The organism is Polaribacter sp. IC073, assembly GCF_007997075.1.
Lineage (GTDB): Bacteria > Bacteroidota > Bacteroidia > Flavobacteriales > Flavobacteriaceae > Polaribacter.
The window spans coordinates 348,659-366,233 of record NZ_VORS01000001.1; the positions used below are offsets into that span (position 1 = coordinate 348,659).

The following is a 17,575-nucleotide window of genomic DNA, read 5'->3' on the forward strand; positions in this document are numbered from 1 at the left end:
ACCTCACAGGTTTTAAAAACCTGTAAGGTCTATTTATTTATAATAAAAGATCTTAACTTTATTTTATGAGATTGTAGAAACTTGTAACTTTGATACTTCAAAATTTTATAACTAAAACTAATGGCTAAAACAAAAACAACTTTTTTCTGTCAGAATTGTGGTACTCAACATGCAAAATGGGTTGGGCAGTGTGGTGCTTGTAAAGAATGGAATACCATTGTAGAAGAAGTAATTCAGAAAGAAGAAAAACGCGTTTGGAAACAATCTACAACCGCAAAACAGACTGTAAATAAGCCTTTAAAAATAGCTGATATTGTCCTAAATCCAGAAGAAAGGATTGTAACTAATAATAACGAATTAGACACGGTTTTAGGTGGCGGCTTGGTAAAAGGTTCTGTAACACTTTTAGGTGGAGAACCAGGTATTGGAAAATCGACTTTATTATTACAAGTCGCATTAAACATTCGCCAGAAAGTACTGTATGTTTCCGGAGAAGAAAGTCAGTCTCAAATAAAAATGAGAGCAGAAAGATTAGAAGCAAACAATTCTAATTGTTTAATTCTTACAGAAACCAACACACAACAAATCTTCAAAAACATCGAAGAAACAGCACCAGAAGTTTTAGTAATAGATTCTATACAAACACTTCATACAAGTGCTATAGAAGCATCTCCTGGTAGTATTTCTCAAATCAGAGAAACTGCTGCAGAATTAATAAAATATGCCAAAGAAACGGCAACACCAGTTTTATTAATTGGGCATATAAATAAAGACGGAAACATTGCTGGACCAAAAATTTTAGAACACATGGTAGATGTTGTTTTACAGTTTGAGGGAGACAGAAACCATACCTACAGAATATTAAGAAGTCAAAAAAATAGGTTTGGTTCTACTTCCGAATTAGGAATTTATGAAATGCTTTCTAACGGGTTAAGAGAAATATCAAATCCGTCTGAAATTCTAATCTCAAAGAAAGATGCAGATTTAAGCGGAACCGCAATTGCATCTACTTTAGAAGGAATTAGACCTCTAATGATAGAAATACAAGCGTTGGTTTCTACGGCTGTTTACGGGACACCGCAACGTTCTACAACGGGTTATAATTTAAAAAGATTAAACATGATTTTAGCGGTTCTAGAAAAAAGAGCTGGTTTTAAATTAGGTGCTAAAGATGTCTTTTTAAATATTACAGGAGGAATAAATGTAGATGATCCTGCGATTGATTTAGCAGTTGTTGCAGCTATTTTATCCTCTAACCAGGATGTGGCCATAAACCCAAATGTATGTTTTGCTGCAGAAGTTGGGTTGGCAGGAGAAATTAGACCAGTTTCTAAAATAGATCAACGTATTTTAGAGGCAGAAAAACTAGGTTATAAAACACTTGTTGCATCAAAATACAATAAAATAACTTCTAAAAACCATGGAATTAAATTGGTTTTAGTTGGTAAAATAGAAGAAGCTTTTGCTACTTTGTTTGCCTAACTGAACCTTTTAAGTCTTATTTCTAATAATAAATCTGATAAAAAAAAAAGCGAGAAATTATTAAATTTCTCGCTAACAATTTTAAGTATGAACATTTAAAATACTATGATTTAATCTTTAAATCACAATAAATTTCCCATTCATAACTGCATAATGCCCAGGAAAACTACAGATAAACCTGTAAGTTCCTGCCGCTGGTGCATCAAATTCTATAGTTGTTTCTTCACCTCCACCAATTAATTTGGTGTGTACAATAACGTCTTCTGTATTTTCTGGTATGTATTCATTTGAAGAAGCGCTTGCTGCCTTATTGCCAAATGAAGACATACTAACACCTTTTTTAAGCAAAACAAAATTATGCCCCATCACTTTTTTATCCATTTTACCCGTATGTTTAAAAGTGATTTTTACTTTTTTACCTCCTTCAACCTTTAATATTTCTTTGCTAAATTTCATAGCATCATTAGAGGTTAAAATGATGTCGTTAGACGCCTCAATATCGCTGTACAAATCTACTTTAGGTTTTGTTTCTTTTGGAGTTTCTGTTGTCTTTTTACTACTTGGTACTTCCTTTTTTTCCCCTTTTCCTCCACAACTTATAATAGTAAATAAAAGGATGAATAGAACTGATAATTTGAATGTTTTCATATTTTATGTTTTATATTAAAATCCTAATACAAAATTAACAATAATGTCTTGAATAAAATAAACTGTAGTCATAAAATTTAAATAATATTATCAACCTATATTTGTGCAGAATATAAATATCTCTGCTTAAATAATTCTATTCCTAAATTTAAACTAAAAAAAAACCGAACATTTCTGCTCGGTTTTCATCAATTTTATAAACTTAAAATAAGGTATTATTTCTTATTTACAGATTTTATATATTTATCTAAAGCCATGGTCATAGAAGGTGTGTCTGGTGAAGGTGCTTCTATATCACACTTTAAACCAGCGTCTGTTACAGCTTTTACCGTAGAGTTACCAAAAGCAGCAATTCTAGTGTTGTCTTGTTTAAATTCTGGGAAATTTTGAAACAATGATTCTATTCCTGAAGGACTGAAAAATACTAAAATATCATAAGTAACATTTTCTAAATCAGATAAATCACTTACCACGGTTCTGTATAAGTCTAAACGCGTCCAATTAATTCCTAATTTATCTAATTCTTCTGGAACTAAAGGTTTTAACTTATCTGAAGAAGGTAACAAGAAATTTTCTGTTTTATGCTTCTTAATTAATTTTATTAAATCTGGAAATGTTCTAGTACCAACATAAATCTTACGTTTTCTATACACTACATATTTTTGCAAATAAAAAGCTACAGCTTCAGACTGACAGAAGTATTTCATATCATCTGGCACTTTAAAACGCATTTCTTCAGCTATTTTAAAGAAGTAATCTACAGCATTTCTACTTGTTAAAATAATAGCAGAAAAATCTTTGAAATCTATCTTTTGATTTCTAATTTCTTTTACAGGGATACCTTCTACATGAATAAAAGATCTAAAGTCAATTTTTACTTTTTGTTTATCAGACAAATCAAAATAAGGGGAAGTTTCTGTCTTTGGTGCTGGTTGCGATACCAAAATTGTTTTCACTTTCATACGCCTTCGTTTTTAAATTTAAAGCATCAATTTAAACAGTGTTATAAGCGGTGCTATTTCGAAGGCGCAAATGTACAATATAAAATAAAACAACTCGCTAAAAATCAGGTTTTTGTTATTACCTAAGTGAAAGACGAATCTTAAGAAAAATAAACCGAAAGCTATGTATCTAAAAGTTGAAGCGTTTAAAGGACTAAACTGAAAAATGACAAAGAAAATTAAAAGAAAAAAACTAATGGAATATAGGTAGCTAAATTTAGAAACGATATAAAAACGGACTTGTTTTTTTATCAAAAAAAGTTTCATAAGCGCTACTTCGAGTAAACTTTTGACAATAAAGTAACCAAAAACGACTCCTAAAATGGTTGAAAAAGAAGAAAAGTCAAGCGAATAATCTGCTTTCTTTTCTGAAATAAGTAAACTAAGGCAAAGTGCTAAAACTGTTGATGAAAAAACAAAAAGTAAACTATAAAAGAAACTAAAAAAAGAAGTATCTTCTTCTACCTCATCTTCTATAAAACCCCGATTAAACAGCGCAAAAACATATCCTTTTAATTTTTCTGCATCTAGTACTTTTAAAACAGCAATAATGGCAAATAGGAACACCAAAACAATAGGAATCCAATTTGTATTAACCGCTATTTTTTCTAGTGCCTGCACTTTTTACCCATTAATAAGATTAAAACAAAATTAGTAATTAAAAAATGTATATTTGTATTCTTACCACATGAAATTTCATTTATGTCAGATACTTTAGTTATCATTCCTACTTATAACGAAAAAGAGAACATAGAAGCTATTATTAGAGCTGTTTTTAAAGAAGAAAAAATATTTGATATTTTAGTAGTTGATGATACTTCTCCTGATGGAACTTCAATAATTGTAGAAAAGTTAATAGTAGCTTTTCCTAACCGGCTTTTTATTGAAAAAAGAACAGGCAAAAGCGGCTTAGGTACTGCATACATTCATGGTTTTAAATGGGCTTTGGCTAGGAAATATGAGTATATCGTAGAAATGGATGCCGATTTTTCCCACAACCCTAAAGATCTAATTCGTTTATACAATGCTTGTGCGCTTGAGGGCGGAGATGTTTCTGTAGGATCTAGGTACGTAAACAACCAAGTAAACGTAGTAAATTGGGATATGAAACGATTACTACTTTCTTATTTTGCATCAAAATATGTGCGTATCATTACTAGAATTCCGGTCTTTGACACTACCGCTGGTTTTGTCTGCTGGAAACGTAATGTTTTAGAAACCATAAATTTAGATAAGATTAAGTTTATAGGATATGCTTTTCAAATTGAAATGAAGTTTAAAGCTTGGAAACACAAATTCAGTATAAAAGAAGTATCTGTCGTTTTTACAGACAGAGATTTAGGAACCTCTAAAATGAGTGGAAATATTATTTCTGAAGCACTTTTTGGAGTCATAAAAATGAAATTAAAAGGATTGCCAAAATAGTTTATACCATGAGTACTATTTCAATTAGAACAGCAAATTTAAACGATTTAGAAACGCTTTTAGAGTTTGAGCAAGGAGTTGTAGCAGCAGAAAGGCCTTTAGATCCTTTTCTGGCTGATGGCGAGTTGTCTTATTACAACATACCAGAATTAATTACTGCAGAAAATACTCATCTAATAGTTGCTGTCTCAAAGGATGAATTAGTTGGTTCTGGCTATATTAGAACCATAGAATCTAAACAATATCATAAAAACCCAAAACACGGTTATATTGGTTTTATCTTTGTAAAACCTTCTTTTAGAGGTAAAAGAATTAGCAATATCGTTTTAGAATCTCTAAAAGAATGGGCAAGAGATAAAAACATAAAAGAATTAAGACTAGATGTTTACAGTAATAATTTAAGCGCCCTAAAATCTTATGAGCGTTTTGGTTTTACAAAAAGTCTAGTGAATATGAAAATTGATATTTAAGAAGAAAATGAAAAAAGCAACTTTAATAAAAAATGCAACAATAGTAAATGAAAACAGCATCTTTAGAGGTGATGTTCTTATTGAGAACGAAATAATAACAGCTATTTCATCAGAAATAAAAGCAACTGAAAATGTTGAAGTTATAGACGCTGAAGGTAAATTTCTAATTCCTGGTTTTATAGATGATCAAGTGCATTTTAGAGAACCTGGTTTAACGCACAAAGCAAACATTGCAACTGAAAGTAGAGCTGCAATAGCTGGTGGAATTACTACTTTTATTGAAATGCCAAACACAGTGCCGCAAGCTACAACACAAGACTTATTAGAAGATAAGTTTAAAATTGCTGCAAATGATTCTTACGCAAACTATTCTTTTATGTTTGGGGGAACGAATGATAATTTAGAGGAATTATTAAAAACAGATCCTAAAAAAGTAGCCGGAATTAAATTATTTCTAGGTTCTTCTACCGGAAATATGTTGGTGGATAATGAAGAAATTTTAGAGAAAATTTTCTCATCAACAAAAATGATTATTTCTGTTCATTGTGAAGACGAAGCAACAATTAGAAAAAATACCGAAGAATTTAAAGCAAAATATGGTGATGATATTCCTTTAAAATACCACCCAATTATTAGAAGTGAAGAAGCGTGTTATTTATCGTCTTCTAAAGCAATTGAATTAGCGAAAAAAACAGGTGCTAGATTGCATATTTTTCACGTGTCAACTGCTAAAGAAACCACACTTTTTAGAAATGACATTCCTTTAGAGGAAAAACAAATTACGGCAGAAGTTTGCATTCATCATTTATGGTTTTCAGACAAAGATTATGAAGAAAAAGGAACGCATATTAAATGGAATCCTGCTGTAAAAACGGAAGCAGATAGACAAGGTTTGTGGGAGGCTTTGTTAGATGATAGAATAGATGTTTTAGCAACAGACCATGCACCGCACACTTTAGAAGAAAAAAATAATAACTATTTAAACGCACCAAGTGGCGGACCTTTAGTACAACATGCTATTTTAGCGCTCTTAGAAAAGGTTAAAGAAGGTGTAATTCCTATTGAAAAAGCAGTTGAAAAAATGAGTCATAATCCGGCAAAATTATTTCAAATTGAAAAACGCGGATTTATAAAAGAAGGTTATTTTGCAGATTTGGTTTTAATTGATACCAACAAACCGCAAACTGTTTCTAAAGACAATATTTTATACAAATGTGGTTGGTCTCCTTTTGAAGGCACCACTTTTTCATCTACCATAACACACACGTTTGTAAATGGAAATTTAATGTATAATAATGGTGTTTTTAATGATGAAATAAAAGGAAAAAGAATCACTTTTAATAGATAAAATGAAGAAAATTAGCTGCTTATTTATTTTTATCGTTATTGCTTCTTGTACAAGTAATACCATTTTTGAAAAACCGAAAGACTTAATTCCTAGAGATACAATGAGCCTTTTGTTACAAGAAATGATGATTGCTTCTAGTGCAAAATTCATAAAAAACAAGAATCAGCAAAAGAACATTAACTACATGCCTTTTGTCTACGATCAATTTAAAATTGATAGTACTCGTTTTGAAACTAGTAACTATTATTATATGTCTAAAATAGATGTGTATCACAAAATTTTAGAAGACGCTAAAACAAGTTTAGAGTCAAGAAATGAGGTTTTTAAGGAAATGCAATCGAGATTAGATTCAATTAGAAAAGACTCTGTAGATCAAGCAAGAAGTATTCAGAAAAAATTAGACAGTATAAAATTAGATTCTATAAAGTTAAGTAAAAAAGTAATAGACAAAATAATTGCAGAAGAATAAATTTCTAATCTTCGTAATTAGTGAACGTTTCTTTAACAACCATTTCTATTTCTTCGAACTGAAAATTAATAGTGTTTTTAATTTTTTCTGAAGAATATTTAGAAATTTCATGTGCACTCTTTGCAGAATTTTTTCCCAACAAAGGTTCTTTTCTAGTACATAAAGATAGTACCGAAGAAATGCGCCACAGAATGTTGGTTTGCCACGAATTAATCTTTATTGAAGGTCTTTTTTTACCAAAAGCATCTGCAATTAAAAAGAAAATTTCTTTATAACTTTTATTCTCTGAAACTAAAATAAAACGTTCGTTCTTAACATCAGAATTCATTAATAAAATCATCACTTTTACAACGTCTTTTACTCCTACAAAACCTGTAATTCCTTCTGTGTAATACTTAAAGCCATTGTAAACCTTACTGAATAATTTTCCTGAGCCAGCAAACCAAAATCCGCTTCCTAAGATAACACCTGGGTTTACAATTACTACTTCTACATCTTCTTGGCTTGCGCGCCAAACTTCCATTTCTCCACCAAATTTGGTAATCGAATACCCACTATTATCTAGCTCTTTGTTCCATTCATTTTCTTCTGTAATTAATTCTCCATTTAAAGAATCTCCAACAGAAGCGATAGAACCTACAAAACACAATTTTTTAACTTTTGCATCAATAGAAAGGTTCACAATAATTGCAGTACCATGAATATTTACTTTTCGCATTTCTCTATAATCTCTCGGATTAAAAGAAATAAAAGCGGCACAATGGTATACTTTTTCAATATTAACAAATGCAGGAATCATAGAAGGTACATCGGTAATATCTGCTTTAAACCATTCTATTTTAGAGATTAGCGAAGTATCATCCGTATAAAAAGAAAATACTTTTTTTACTTCATTTATTCTTTCCTTAGAACGATAAATTGCACGTATTTTTTCATCATTTTTTAATAAATGATACAATAAATGTGCGCCGACCAAACCGGTTCCTCCAGTAACTAAAATCATACTGCTAATTTATGATTTTTTCATTGATAAGTTTATCTTTGTATTCTAAAAATAACAATTGTTTAATTGTTGTAAGATGTCAGATTACCCTTGTTGAAATTGATAATTTATACTATCAAAGCATAAAAAACTTCGGCAAGCTCAGTTTGACATTCGTCTTTTAAATTGAATTAATTATAGACTAATAATGAAAAATTTTGTTGAAGAATTACGCTGGCGTGGATTATTACATGATATTATGCCAGATACAGAAGAGTATTTATTAAAAAATAAAACTGCGGGATATATTGGTTTCGACCCAACTGCAGACTCTCTACATATTGGTAGCTTGGTGCAAATTTTTATTTTGAAACACTTTCAGAATGCAGGTCATAATCCTATTGCTTTAATTGGTGGTGCAACTGGTATGGTTGGAGATCCTTCTGGAAAATCTGCAGAACGTAATTTGTTAGACGAAGCAACTTTGGCTAAAAATGTAGCTGGTGTTAGAGAAAATTTAGAACGTTTTTTAGATTTTGATGCTTCGGCAGAAAACAAAGCAGAATTGGTAAACAATTACGATTGGATGAAAGATATTTCATTAATCGATTTTGTTAGAGACACAGGAAAACACATTACTGTAAACTACATGATGGCTAAAGATTCTGTAAAAAAACGTTTGAACTCAGAATCTGCCGTTGGTATGAGTTTTACCGAATTTACCTACCAATTATTTCAAGGATACGATTTTTATCACTTATACAAAGAGAAAAATTGTATGCTACAAATGGGGGGCTCAGATCAATGGGGAAACATTACCACGGGTACAGAATTAATTCGTAGAAAAGCACAAGGAAAAGCCTATGCTATTACGGTTCCTTTGGTTACAAAAGCAGACGGAACAAAGTTTGGAAAAACAGAAGGAGGAAATGTTTGGTTAAATACAGATAGAACTTCGCCATATAAATATTACCAATATTGGTTGAATTCTTCGGATGAAGATGCAGAAAACTTTATTAAAAAGTTTACATTTTTAGACAAAGAAACTATAGAGAGTTTAATTGCAGCACATAAAGAGAATCCGCATTTACGCTTGTTACAAAAGAAACTAGGAGAAGAGGTTACTATTTTAACACATGGTAAAGAGGCGTATGAAAATGCTTTAAAAGCGTCTGCTATTTTATTTGGGAAATCTACAGCTTCAGATTTAAAGTCTTTAGATGAACAAACATTTTTAGATGTTTTTGATGGTGTACCACAAGCTACCGTTTCTACTAAAGATATAGAAGAAGGTTTAGATATGATTGGTGCTTTGGCTGCAAAAACAAACTTTTTAGGTTCTAATGGAGATGCCAGAAGAGCTTTAAAAGAAAATGCAATTTCTGTAAATAAAGAAAAAATAAAGGAAGATTACATCATTTCTAAAGAAGATTTAATTGCTAATAAATACGTGTTATTACAACGTGGTAAAAAGACGTACTATTTATTGGTTGTAGCATAACCCACTTTAAATGTTTACTATTTTTGAAGATTTAGATTTTAGTAATATTGCAGTTGTAATTATATTATTTCTGTTATTAACTGTTATCATTTTTTTTAGATATTTAGTTTTTTCTACGGTTTATTATAGTTTGTTTTTCATTTTGTTGAAAAATAAAATTACAAATAGAATCATAAACCGTAGAAAACCTAAGAAAAAGCAAATTAAAACAGAAATATTTTGGTCTGCCATTAGTGGCGTTATTTTTGCCGCCGTGGGTGTACTGATGTATTATTTATACGTAAACGGATATTCTACTATTTATGTTGAAACTTCAAAAAACTCCATTTGGTATATTCCTTTAAGTATTTTTATTTTTCTGTTTGCACAAGACACTTATTATTATTGGGCGCATAGATGGATGCACCTTCCTAAAGTCTATAAATATTTTCATTTGGTGCATCATAAAAGCATACACACTTCTGTCTTTACTGCTTTTTCTTTCCATCCTTTAGAAACTATTATACAAGCCTTATTTTTACCAATTATTATTTTAATTTTACCAATCCATTTTTATGCCTTGTTAGCTACCTTGTTAATCATGACGGTTTCTGCAACTATAAATCATGCTGGTGTAGAAATTTATCCTTCAGGAAAATTGGGTGATTGGTTTAAAAAAAGAGTTATTGGTGCTACGCATCACGATTTTCATCACCGAAAATTTAATTATAATTACGGATTGTATTTTACATTCTGGGACAGCATAATGAAAACTGAATTTTATAAAAAAAGAGCTGAATGAATTCAGCTCTTTTTTTATAACCCCAATATTTACAAACGCTCTCAAGCTTGCTTTTAATTGTCTTTAATTTTTAGCCAGTTTTCATCTGCTTTATTTTGTAATTTTTCTGGGTTTTCTTCTTTCCAATCTTTTAGAGTATTGTTAAGCCAAGAATTGTAGAAAAGATATAATTTACCATCACGAATTTCATAAGTTTTAGGGTTTATAGAAACTCTTCCTGCTCCTTTACCGATTGCATACGCACAAAACCCACCATATTGAGGTGAATATTTTGCTGGATTCTTTTTAAATTTCGCTAAATTTTCTGCGGATATAAATTTAAATTTTACTCCATCATATGCTATGCTAAACTCCTCATCTCCATTTTCTGCATTGTTATTAAAATATTCAACAACATCATAACCTTCTGCTACGTATCCCTTTTTAAGGTTGTAGTCTTGTGCAAAAAAAGTTGTTGAAATTGTTAGAAATAAAACTATACATATATTTTTCATCAAGTTTGTTTTTTCATTGGTCGATGAAGTTTCTTATAAATTACAGATCACAACACTCGTTTTATATTTGCCCTTTCTAACATCAAAAATAAAAGAAACTATTACTTATCTTTAGAAGGTTAAGCATGTTCTTTTAGTTTCTATATTTACTTTTCTGTTTTTAACTATGAGCCTCATCCATTTTTTTAGATTCTCTTATTAATGCACTTGCAAGAACGGTAGTCGCATCAATAATTAAGCTATCCTCTATTTTTTCATACTGTATTGCAAGCGGAATCTCTGTACATCCCAAAATTACAGCTTGCGCTCCTTTTCTAGATAAATAAGTTGCCGCCATACTTAAGTTTTCTTTTGCTTTTTCGTTTACCGGATTAGAAAAAGCTTTAATACCGTAACTTGTATCGTAAATTGAAGGATGCACAAATAAATCTTGAATATCTTCTGATGGTTGTATCACTTCTATATTATATTTAGCTAAAACTTCTGGATACACCTTCGCTAAAATAGTACCAGTAGTTCCTAAAACCCCCACTTTTGTAATTTTTGGGTACTTGGTAGAAATATGTAAACCCACCTCTTCGATAAGGTTAACCAGCACACAAGATTCTGGTATGCTTTTTTCTATTAAACTTAAAATTGGTCTTGCGTGTGCTGTATTACAAGGAATACCAATAATACTAGAACCACTTGCAATTAGCGAAGCTATAATTTCTGCTATCGCAATCCCTGGGTTTACGTCTGTTTCACCTAAAAGATATTTCGTACGATCTAGTATTTTATGTGGCACAGACAGCATAGAAACTGGCAAATGTTCTTGGTCTGATTTTGCCTCAGTAAGATCGTATACCTTCTTTATTAAATCGATTCCTGCGTAGCTACCAACGCCCCCCACGATGCCTATCATTTTATTTTGCATTGCTATAATTTTATGCTAATATCGCTTTTATTCCGCAAGTAATTCGGTAAGTACTTGTTTAAAAGTAGCTACAGGTTGCACACCAGTTACCGCACTTTTTCTGTTAAAAACAACGGTTGGTACAGAGCTTACGCCTAAACTTTTCCAATAATCTTGTTTTGTTCTTACTTCGTTTCTAGCTTCTTCATTGTCTAACTTTCCCAAACCCTCTTCAGCATTTAAACCAACAGCTAATAAGGCTTGTTTTAAAACATCTCTTTTTGAAACATCTTTCCGTTCACTAAAAAATGCCGTTGTAAAACACATTTTTAATTCCGTTTGTTTCCCAAAATCTTTCGCGTATTCTAATAAAACATACGCTTCGAATGTGTTTACCATGCGCATCTCATCGAAATAATCGAATTTAAAACCAAGTTCTTCTCCAACTTCAGTCATATTTTGTTTTGATGCCTTTTGTTGCTCTAAAGTAGATCCATATTTTTCTGTAATATGTTCATTTACATTCTGACCTTCTGCAGGCATATTGGGGTTCAACTCAAAAGGTTGCCATTCAATTTCTACTTGGTCTTCTACGCCAAGTTCTACAATTGCTTTTTCTAAACGTTTATATCCAATGGTACACCATGGACACACAACATCTGATACGATGTCTATTTTTAATTTTTCTTTCATTTTTTAATTATTCTGTTTTTATAAAGTTATTTATAGCTAATAAGAATCTTTGCTACTTTTTTCAAATCTGTTGCCACAATTTCTGTTTTTGGTGCTAACGGAAAAATTTGTTGTCCAGGTCTGCTTACAAAAGCAGCTCTCCAACCTGCCCAAAGTGCGCCTGCAACATCCCAACCATGTGCTGCAATTAACATACATTCTTCTAATTTAACGCCCATTTTACGTGCTCCCCAAGCATACGTATCTGTAAAAGGTTTAAATTTACCAGCATCTTCCACACTTAATCTTTCCTCAAAATAAGTTGTTAATTCTGCATTTTCAAATTGTTTTTTTAACCCTTCGTTTGATGAATTGGTAAACGCAACTAATTTATAGCCTTCTTTTCTTAATTGCGTTAAGGCTTCTTTTACTTCTGGGTGCGGAGGTAAGTTTTGCATAGATTCTGCAATAACCTTACGTGCTTTTTCTTCTGATATTGTAATGTTATTATTTGCAGCAACCATTTGCAAAGCAGCAGCACCAATATGTCCGAAAGGTTTATAGTGTCCGCTTGCAGAAGTTACTAAAGAATAATGCAACATTGTTGTAAACCACAAAGAGAGTAGTTCTTCTTTCCCTTCTAAAACTTCACCAACTTTTTTTTTCATTGGTGTGAGGTCTAAAAGTGTTTCGTTTACATCAAAGAATAAAACTTTAGGTCTTCTTGTTTCTATGGATTTACTGTTATTTTTCATCTTTAAAATGTTATTAATTCACTAATTTGAAGTTCTCCTTGTACATTGGTGTAATTTTTTACATCTGCAGCAAATGTTTCTGCATGCGGACCAAATGCGGCTTAAAAAGAAGCAACATCATCAAATTTTAAATGTTCGATGGCAACATAAGGTGCCAATTCCCCTGGAACTCTACTTCCAATTCCTAAGTCTAATTCTAGATTTTTAAGCGCATCGCCTAAAGCATTTACAATCATTGGTAAATGACTATTTTTATAATAAGCTACATCAAACTGGACATCTTTACCGTTAGGATACATTACGGATACTTTAATCATCAGTATATGTTTTATAAACCTTCCGTATGAATAACGGAAGGTTTGTTTTTATTCAAATTGAATATAAGCAACTTATTTTTTCCATGCAAAAGCTTGAAAAGCTGAATCTACAGGTGTATTTGCAATATGATTTGTATAATTACTTATCACTTTTTGAGACAATCCTAAGATAATCTCTAAGACTTGTTTTTCTTCATAACCTGCTGCGTAAAATGCATTTAAGTCGTCTTGTGTCACGTTACCACGATTGCGAACAATTGTTAATGCCATGGTGCGTAAAGCTTCTAATTTTGGATTTTTTAGTGGCGCTTCAGTACGTAACGCTTCTGTAATAGTATCGTCTACTTTCATCATTTTTGCAATACCCGTATGTGCAGGCACACAATAATGACAAGCATGTTCTACATTTATTGCTTGCCATACAACTGTTAGCTCTTCTTCGTTAAAAGATGTATTTGTAAATAACTCATGTAATATTTGGTACGCATCTAAAAGTTGAGGAGAACCGGCAAGAACACCATGTAAACCAGGGATCATTCCGTACGCTTTTTGAGATTTATCTAATAATACTTTACTTTCTTCTGGTGCAGTTTCGTTATTATAAATTTTTAAAGTTGTCATCATTTTATTTTTAAATTTAATATTTAGATTCACTTTAACTAAACAATCGTTTAGTTATTTAGTAAAAAAAATGTTTATATATTTAGAAAGGTCATTTCTATGTAATCTTCTATTTCTTTCTGAGTATTCACTCTTGCAGCAGCAGCTAAACCATGTTTTGCAAGTAATAGAAAATTGGCTTGTTTTAGAATCGTTTCTTCATCTTTGGCGGTATTCATTTGTAACTTTTCTATGAGTAAATTTTTAAGTTCATCCATAAAATGTGCCATCTCTTCTTTAATTAATACGTCTTCTCTTTCTGAAAATTCATTGTACGTATTCGTTACAAAACAACCTTTCTGAGCGCTTCCTTTATAATCTATATCCAAAGAATCGTAGAAAAACTGCTTAATATCTTCAACGCCACTGGATGCTTTTTTAAACTTTGCTAGAATAACATTCACTCTTGCTTTGTAACATTTTAAGCTTTCTAGAAAAAGCCCCTGTTTATTACCAAAACTAGCATAGATAGAAAATTTGTTAATGCCCATTTCTTTTTCAAGCATTTGCATAGACGTTGCTTCATAGCCATTTCGCCAAAACAGCTGCATCGCTTTCTCAACTACTTCCTCTTCATTATATTCTTTTTTTCTGGCCATTATTTCTAATTACAGTGCAAAACTAAACAATCGGTTAGTAATAAAAAAATGTTTAACCTTTTTTTATCTATTTGTCTTTAAAAGCATTCTCTTATAGTAATTCTTGAAAAGCGACTTTAATAACAAATAAAAATATTTTGTTTTAGCCAATCATTCATCGGAATCAGTTAAGGCTTGCGTTTAAATCAACGTATCTTTAAATGAATTTAAAAATTAAAGAAAGATGGCATTTATAACAAACAATACACAAAAAGAGCCCGTAGATATTTTTTATGAAGATTACGGAACTGGGCAACCTGTTATATTAATTCACGGTTGGCCACTAAGTAGAAAATCTTGGGAACAACAAGTCTGGAAAATTGTAGAGGCTGGTTACCGATGTATTTCTTACGACAGACGAGGATTCGGAATTTCATCTTCTCCATGGAACAACTATGACTACTCATCACTTACTAGCGATTTGAATCAGTTGATAAAACAATTAGAACTAAGAGATGCCGTTTTAGTAGGATTCTCCATGGGTGGTGGAGAAGTAGTTCGTTATTTTACAGATTTCGGAAATAAAAACATCGCAAAAGCGGTCTTGATAAGTAGTATTATTCCTATAGTAAAGGAAAAAGAGGACAACCCAGAAGGTGTCCCGGAGAAAGATCTAAACGGAATTATAGCTGCATTAGAAAATGATCGTGTTGGTTTCTTAAAAGAGTTTTCAAAAGGATTTTATAATTATGAAGAAAATAAAGATAGGGTAAGTCAAGCACAATTAGATTATGATTTTATTGTTGCATCTCACGCGTCGCCTAGAGCAACTATTGAAACTGCAAAAGCATGGATGCATACAGATTTTAGATCAGAATTGAAAAATATAAACGTACCAACATTAATAATTCATGGTGATGCAGATGGCACAGTTCCTATTGAAACTTCTGCTAAACAAGCCGTAAAGGGGATAAAAGGAAGCACTTTAGAAGTTATAAAAGAGGCGCCTCATGGTTTAAATATAACGCACAAAGAAGAGTTAAATAAACTACTATTAGATTTTTTGAAGAAGTAAATATTACTTTAATAAAATATAAAAAAACAGAAATGCTAGTTAAATAATAACTAGCTTTTCTTGTATTTGTAAATACTAATAAAACTATTTTTTATCGCCCAAAACCTTCATTAAATATTCATTTTGCTTTTCTAAAAGTTCATTGGTTTTGTTCATTAACTCGATGTTTTTAGGTGTAGCAACTGTTTTATTTTTAGGATCGTCTGCTTTCTTCTTCATAGAGTTCATCAGTTTTACAACAATAAAGACAGTAAAAGCAATTACTAAAAAATCGACACCCGCTTCTATTAGTTTTCCATAGCCAATCGCAATTTCTTCTAGATTCGTTTTTCCATCAATTAGAATTGCTTCTCGTAAAATAATTTTCTTGTTTTCCCAATTAGCGCCATCGGTCATAAAAGATAAAGGCGGCATTAACACCTCTTTTACCAATACATTTACAACTTTGTTAAATGCAGTACCAATGATTACCCCAATGGCAATATCGATCATGTTTCCTTTTACAGCAAACTCTTTAAACTCCTGAAATAATTTAAACTTCATCATTATTTTTTATTTATAAGACCATCAAATTACAACCTCTAATATCCGAATTATCAAAACGCCCAATAATTTCAAAAGTACCGTTCTCATGAACTTTGCCTAAATCTTGTGTTGCAATAAAAGAACATGAATTGTAATTTGCCAGATCGATTACATTAATGCCTCCATTTTTTTCTAAAGGATTCATGGTTAACGCATCTTCGGTATCTCGTGTTAAAATTCTCATCCAAGGTGGTGTATTAAAAATACCGTTCCCTTTTGAATACCCCTGACTTAATAATTCTGTCATCCCGTATTCTGAATGAATTTTAGCAACTCCAAATCCGTCTTGTAAAACAGTATGTAATTCTTCTCTAACCAATTCTTTTCTTCTTCCTTTCATACCACCAGTTTCCATGATAATGGTGTTCTTAAGTTTGAATTGTTGCATTTCAATCAAATCTAATAACGCAAAAGAAACTCCTATTAAGAGTGTTTTTTGTCCATTTTTATCTAATTCTATTAACTTTTTAGCCAATTCATTAAGATTATCGAGATAAAATCCGCTTTCTATGTTGTTAGATTTCCGAATTAAATCATCTACCATATAAACCAAAGAAGAGCCTTTTCGTTCTAAATAATTGGGTAACAAAGCCAACACAGTATAGGCTTCTATGTTTCCGTAAAAATGAGCAAATCCTTTTAAGTAGCTTTCTTTATAAAGATTAATATCCGTTACAAGATGTTTACTGGTTACGCTTCCCGTAGTACCAGAACTTGTAAAAACTTCTTCAACTTCATCTACACTAGCAACAACTTCTCTGCTTTTAAAAAACTGAATTGGTAAAAACGGAATTTCTTGAATCGTTTTTACTTCTGATGGATGAATATACAGTAAATCGCAAAAAGATCTATAGACCTTATTGTTCTTAAATTGATGTTTAAAAACTGCCAAAGCAACTTCTGTAAATTCTTGTTCGTTTTGTATGTTAAAAATATTGTTTTCCATATACTTTTGCAAAAATAGAATTATTTAACGCAACCTTTTCAAACTTTTTGCATCTTCTAAGAAAGAACCAGGTTTATGAAGTTTCATTCTAAGCTTTTTTATGTTTTTACACTCATTATATTTTTTATCAGTTGTAAAAATAATAATAATTCGAGCAAAGATACAATTGCAGGTATATGGAATGTGACAGAAATAATTGGTGGTTTCTCTCAACCTAAAAGCTATGAAAAAGGTAATTTTACTTGGGAGTTTGATACAGAGAATAACACAGTTACCATTATAAATACCTCAGATGTATTTACAACATTAGCGGTTCCTAGTTTTACAAACAACCAAGGTGGCGTTTATTCATTTGAGATTTTTGAAGAAGATAATACTCAATTTCTAATTGTTGATGGTAGAAAAGGAACTATATATTTTACCGAAGAGGGTTTAAAAATAGATTACGGAATTGCATTTGACGATATCGCTTACATTTTTAAAAGATAAAT

At 31.2% G+C, this 17,575-nt stretch carries 22 protein-coding genes; 9 read left to right on the forward strand and 13 right to left on the reverse strand.

The genetic code is table 11. The annotated features are described in order from the left end of the window. The first annotated feature begins 120 nt into the window (after positions 1 to 120). Complete coding sequence (gene radA, locus ES045_RS01480) at positions 121 to 1,482, forward strand: DNA repair protein RadA (RefSeq protein WP_147111273.1); 1,362 nt, start codon at positions 121 to 123, stop codon at positions 1,480 to 1,482. Between the two features lie 117 nt (positions 1,483 to 1,599). Here the strand turns inward: radA and azu are convergent, their stop codons facing one another. From azu to ES045_RS01495, 3 genes are all read right to left on the reverse strand, one after another. After that, entirely contained in the window at positions 1,600 to 2,130 is a 531-nt protein-coding gene (gene azu / locus ES045_RS01485) for an azurin (RefSeq protein ID WP_147111276.1), read from the reverse strand. A 215-nt stretch (positions 2,131 to 2,345) separates the two neighbouring features. Then, complete coding sequence (locus tag ES045_RS01490) at positions 2,346 to 3,092, reverse strand: uroporphyrinogen-III synthase (RefSeq protein ID WP_147111279.1); 747 nt, start codon at positions 3,090 to 3,092, stop codon at positions 2,346 to 2,348. Positions 3,093 to 3,110: 18 nt separating this feature from the next. Continuing rightward, positions 3,111 to 3,752, reverse strand: a complete 642-nt coding sequence (locus ES045_RS01495) for a DUF4271 domain-containing protein (RefSeq protein ID WP_147111282.1) — start codon at positions 3,750 to 3,752, stop codon at positions 3,111 to 3,113. A gap of 81 nt (positions 3,753 to 3,833) precedes the next feature. Here ES045_RS01495 and ES045_RS01500 point away from each other — a divergent pair, with 81 nt between their 5' ends. From ES045_RS01500 to ES045_RS01515, 4 genes are read left to right on the forward strand one after another with little or no spacing between them, the layout of a single operon-like run. Further along, a complete protein-coding gene (locus ES045_RS01500; RefSeq protein WP_147111285.1) occupies positions 3,834 to 4,556 on the forward strand; it encodes a polyprenol monophosphomannose synthase in 723 nt (240 codons plus the stop codon). Between the two features lie 8 nt (positions 4,557 to 4,564). Beyond that, the gene (locus ES045_RS01505) at positions 4,565 to 5,026 is read left to right on the forward strand and encodes a GNAT family N-acetyltransferase (protein ID WP_147111288.1); all 462 of its coding nucleotides are present in this window, start codon (positions 4,565 to 4,567) and stop codon (positions 5,024 to 5,026) included. 7 nt (positions 5,027 to 5,033) lie between these two features. After that, the gene (locus ES045_RS01510; RefSeq protein ID WP_147111292.1) at positions 5,034 to 6,374 is read left to right on the forward strand and encodes a dihydroorotase; all 1,341 of its coding nucleotides are present in this window, start codon (positions 5,034 to 5,036) and stop codon (positions 6,372 to 6,374) included. Between the two features lies 1 nt (position 6,375). After that, positions 6,376 to 6,843, forward strand: coding sequence for a DUF4296 domain-containing protein (locus tag ES045_RS01515; protein ID WP_147111295.1), 468 nt, complete (start codon positions 6,376 to 6,378; stop codon positions 6,841 to 6,843). Between the two features lie 4 nt (positions 6,844 to 6,847). On the opposite strand, the gene ES045_RS01520 is transcribed toward ES045_RS01515, so the two are convergent. Further along, positions 6,848 to 7,846 carry an NAD-dependent epimerase/dehydratase family protein gene (locus ES045_RS01520; RefSeq protein WP_147111298.1) on the reverse strand — a complete coding sequence of 333 codons (999 nt, stop codon included), beginning with the start codon at positions 7,844 to 7,846 and terminating at the stop codon, positions 6,848 to 6,850. A gap of 187 nt (positions 7,847 to 8,033) precedes the next feature. Between ES045_RS01520 and tyrS the strand changes: the two genes are divergently transcribed. Together tyrS and ES045_RS01530 are read left to right on the forward strand one after the other, a co-directional pair. Then, positions 8,034 to 9,326, forward strand: a complete 1,293-nt coding sequence (tyrS, locus tag ES045_RS01525) for a tyrosine--tRNA ligase (RefSeq protein WP_147111301.1) — start codon at positions 8,034 to 8,036, stop codon at positions 9,324 to 9,326. A 10-nt stretch (positions 9,327 to 9,336) separates the two neighbouring features. Next, complete coding sequence (locus ES045_RS01530; RefSeq protein ID WP_147111304.1) at positions 9,337 to 10,107, forward strand: sterol desaturase family protein; 771 nt, start codon at positions 9,337 to 9,339, stop codon at positions 10,105 to 10,107. Positions 10,108 to 10,160: 53 nt separating this feature from the next. Here the strand turns inward: ES045_RS01530 and ES045_RS01535 are convergent, their stop codons facing one another. The 7 genes from ES045_RS01535 to ES045_RS01565 all read right to left on the reverse strand — a co-directional run bounded on the left by ES045_RS01535 (position 10,161) and on the right by ES045_RS01565 (position 14,499). Beyond that, a complete protein-coding gene (locus tag ES045_RS01535) occupies positions 10,161 to 10,601 on the reverse strand; it encodes a YHS domain-containing (seleno)protein (RefSeq protein ID WP_147111307.1) in 441 nt (146 codons plus the stop codon). A gap of 160 nt (positions 10,602 to 10,761) precedes the next feature. Then, positions 10,762 to 11,517 (reverse strand): aspartate/glutamate racemase family protein, encoded by a 756-nt coding sequence (locus tag ES045_RS01540; RefSeq protein WP_147111310.1) that lies wholly within the window; start codon positions 11,515 to 11,517, stop codon positions 10,762 to 10,764. Between the two features lie 27 nt (positions 11,518 to 11,544). Then, a complete protein-coding gene (locus tag ES045_RS01545; protein WP_147111313.1) occupies positions 11,545 to 12,189 on the reverse strand; it encodes a DsbA family protein in 645 nt (214 codons plus the stop codon). Between the two features lie 26 nt (positions 12,190 to 12,215). Beyond that, on the reverse strand, positions 12,216 to 12,923 hold the full coding sequence (locus ES045_RS01550; protein WP_147111316.1) for a haloacid dehalogenase type II: 708 nt from the start codon (positions 12,921 to 12,923) through the stop codon (positions 12,216 to 12,218). Positions 12,924 to 13,024: 101 nt separating this feature from the next. Continuing rightward, positions 13,025 to 13,240: an EthD family reductase gene (locus ES045_RS01555; protein ID WP_317131292.1), complete on the reverse strand. Its 216-nt coding sequence runs from the start codon at positions 13,238 to 13,240 to the stop codon at positions 13,025 to 13,027. A gap of 72 nt (positions 13,241 to 13,312) precedes the next feature. Continuing rightward, a complete protein-coding gene (locus ES045_RS01560; RefSeq protein WP_147111319.1) occupies positions 13,313 to 13,861 on the reverse strand; it encodes a carboxymuconolactone decarboxylase family protein in 549 nt (182 codons plus the stop codon). 74 nt (positions 13,862 to 13,935) lie between these two features. Beyond that, positions 13,936 to 14,499 (reverse strand): TetR/AcrR family transcriptional regulator, encoded by a 564-nt coding sequence (locus ES045_RS01565; RefSeq protein ID WP_147111321.1) that lies wholly within the window; start codon positions 14,497 to 14,499, stop codon positions 13,936 to 13,938. 223 nt (positions 14,500 to 14,722) lie between these two features. On the opposite strand from ES045_RS01565, the gene ES045_RS01570 reads away from it, so the two are divergent. Continuing rightward, positions 14,723 to 15,553, forward strand: coding sequence for an alpha/beta fold hydrolase (locus tag ES045_RS01570; RefSeq protein WP_147111324.1), 831 nt, complete (start codon positions 14,723 to 14,725; stop codon positions 15,551 to 15,553). A gap of 84 nt (positions 15,554 to 15,637) precedes the next feature. Here the strand turns inward: ES045_RS01570 and mscL are convergent, their stop codons facing one another. Beyond that, positions 15,638 to 16,096 (reverse strand): large conductance mechanosensitive channel protein MscL, encoded by a 459-nt coding sequence (gene mscL / locus ES045_RS01575; RefSeq protein WP_147112101.1) that lies wholly within the window; start codon positions 16,094 to 16,096, stop codon positions 15,638 to 15,640. 13 nt (positions 16,097 to 16,109) lie between these two features. After that, positions 16,110 to 17,084 (reverse strand): acyl transferase, encoded by a 975-nt coding sequence (locus tag ES045_RS01580; protein ID WP_147111327.1) that lies wholly within the window; start codon positions 17,082 to 17,084, stop codon positions 16,110 to 16,112. Between the two features lie 75 nt (positions 17,085 to 17,159). On the opposite strand from ES045_RS01580, the gene ES045_RS01585 reads away from it, so the two are divergent. After that, positions 17,160 to 17,573: a hypothetical protein gene (locus ES045_RS01585; protein WP_147111329.1), complete on the forward strand. Its 414-nt coding sequence runs from the start codon at positions 17,160 to 17,162 to the stop codon at positions 17,571 to 17,573. Positions 17,574 to 17,575: the final 2 nt, after the last annotated feature.

Bases quoted from the DNA above. Each gene is read 5' to 3' on its own strand.
- radA (WP_147111273.1), top strand. From the start codon at position 121: ATGGCTAAAACAAAAACAACTTTTTTCTGTCAGAATTGTGGTACTCAA.
- azu (WP_147111276.1), bottom strand. From the start codon at position 2,130: ATGAAAACATTCAAATTATCAGTTCTATTCATCCTTTTATTTACTATT.
- ES045_RS01490 (WP_147111279.1), bottom strand. From the start codon at position 3,092: ATGAAAGTGAAAACAATTTTGGTATCGCAACCAGCACCAAAGACAGAA.
- ES045_RS01500 (WP_147111285.1), top strand. From the start codon at position 3,834: ATGTCAGATACTTTAGTTATCATTCCTACTTATAACGAAAAAGAGAAC.
- ES045_RS01505 (WP_147111288.1), top strand. From the start codon at position 4,565: ATGAGTACTATTTCAATTAGAACAGCAAATTTAAACGATTTAGAAACG.
- ES045_RS01510 (WP_147111292.1), top strand. From the start codon at position 5,034: ATGAAAAAAGCAACTTTAATAAAAAATGCAACAATAGTAAATGAAAAC.
- ES045_RS01515 (WP_147111295.1), top strand. From the start codon at position 6,376: ATGAAGAAAATTAGCTGCTTATTTATTTTTATCGTTATTGCTTCTTGT.
- ES045_RS01520 (WP_147111298.1), bottom strand. From the start codon at position 7,846: ATGATTTTAGTTACTGGAGGAACCGGTTTGGTCGGCGCACATTTATTG.
- tyrS (WP_147111301.1), top strand. From the start codon at position 8,034: ATGAAAAATTTTGTTGAAGAATTACGCTGGCGTGGATTATTACATGAT.
- ES045_RS01530 (WP_147111304.1), top strand. From the start codon at position 9,337: ATGTTTACTATTTTTGAAGATTTAGATTTTAGTAATATTGCAGTTGTA.
- ES045_RS01535 (WP_147111307.1), bottom strand. From the start codon at position 10,601: ATGAAAAATATATGTATAGTTTTATTTCTAACAATTTCAACAACTTTT.
- ES045_RS01540 (WP_147111310.1), bottom strand. From the start codon at position 11,517: ATGCAAAATAAAATGATAGGCATCGTGGGGGGCGTTGGTAGCTACGCA.
- ES045_RS01545 (WP_147111313.1), bottom strand. From the start codon at position 12,189: ATGAAAGAAAAATTAAAAATAGACATCGTATCAGATGTTGTGTGTCCA.
- ES045_RS01550 (WP_147111316.1), bottom strand. From the start codon at position 12,923: ATGAAAAATAACAGTAAATCCATAGAAACAAGAAGACCTAAAGTTTTA.
- ES045_RS01555 (WP_317131292.1), bottom strand. From the start codon at position 13,240: ATGATTAAAGTATCCGTAATGTATCCTAACGGTAAAGATGTCCAGTTT.
- ES045_RS01560 (WP_147111319.1), bottom strand. From the start codon at position 13,861: ATGACAACTTTAAAAATTTATAATAACGAAACTGCACCAGAAGAAAGT.
- ES045_RS01565 (WP_147111321.1), bottom strand. From the start codon at position 14,499: ATGGCCAGAAAAAAAGAATATAATGAAGAGGAAGTAGTTGAGAAAGCG.
- ES045_RS01570 (WP_147111324.1), top strand. From the start codon at position 14,723: ATGGCATTTATAACAAACAATACACAAAAAGAGCCCGTAGATATTTTT.
- mscL (WP_147112101.1), bottom strand. From the start codon at position 16,096: ATGAAGTTTAAATTATTTCAGGAGTTTAAAGAGTTTGCTGTAAAAGGA.
- ES045_RS01580 (WP_147111327.1), bottom strand. From the start codon at position 17,084: ATGGAAAACAATATTTTTAACATACAAAACGAACAAGAATTTACAGAA.
- ES045_RS01585 (WP_147111329.1), top strand. From the start codon at position 17,160: ATGAAGTTTCATTCTAAGCTTTTTTATGTTTTTACACTCATTATATTT.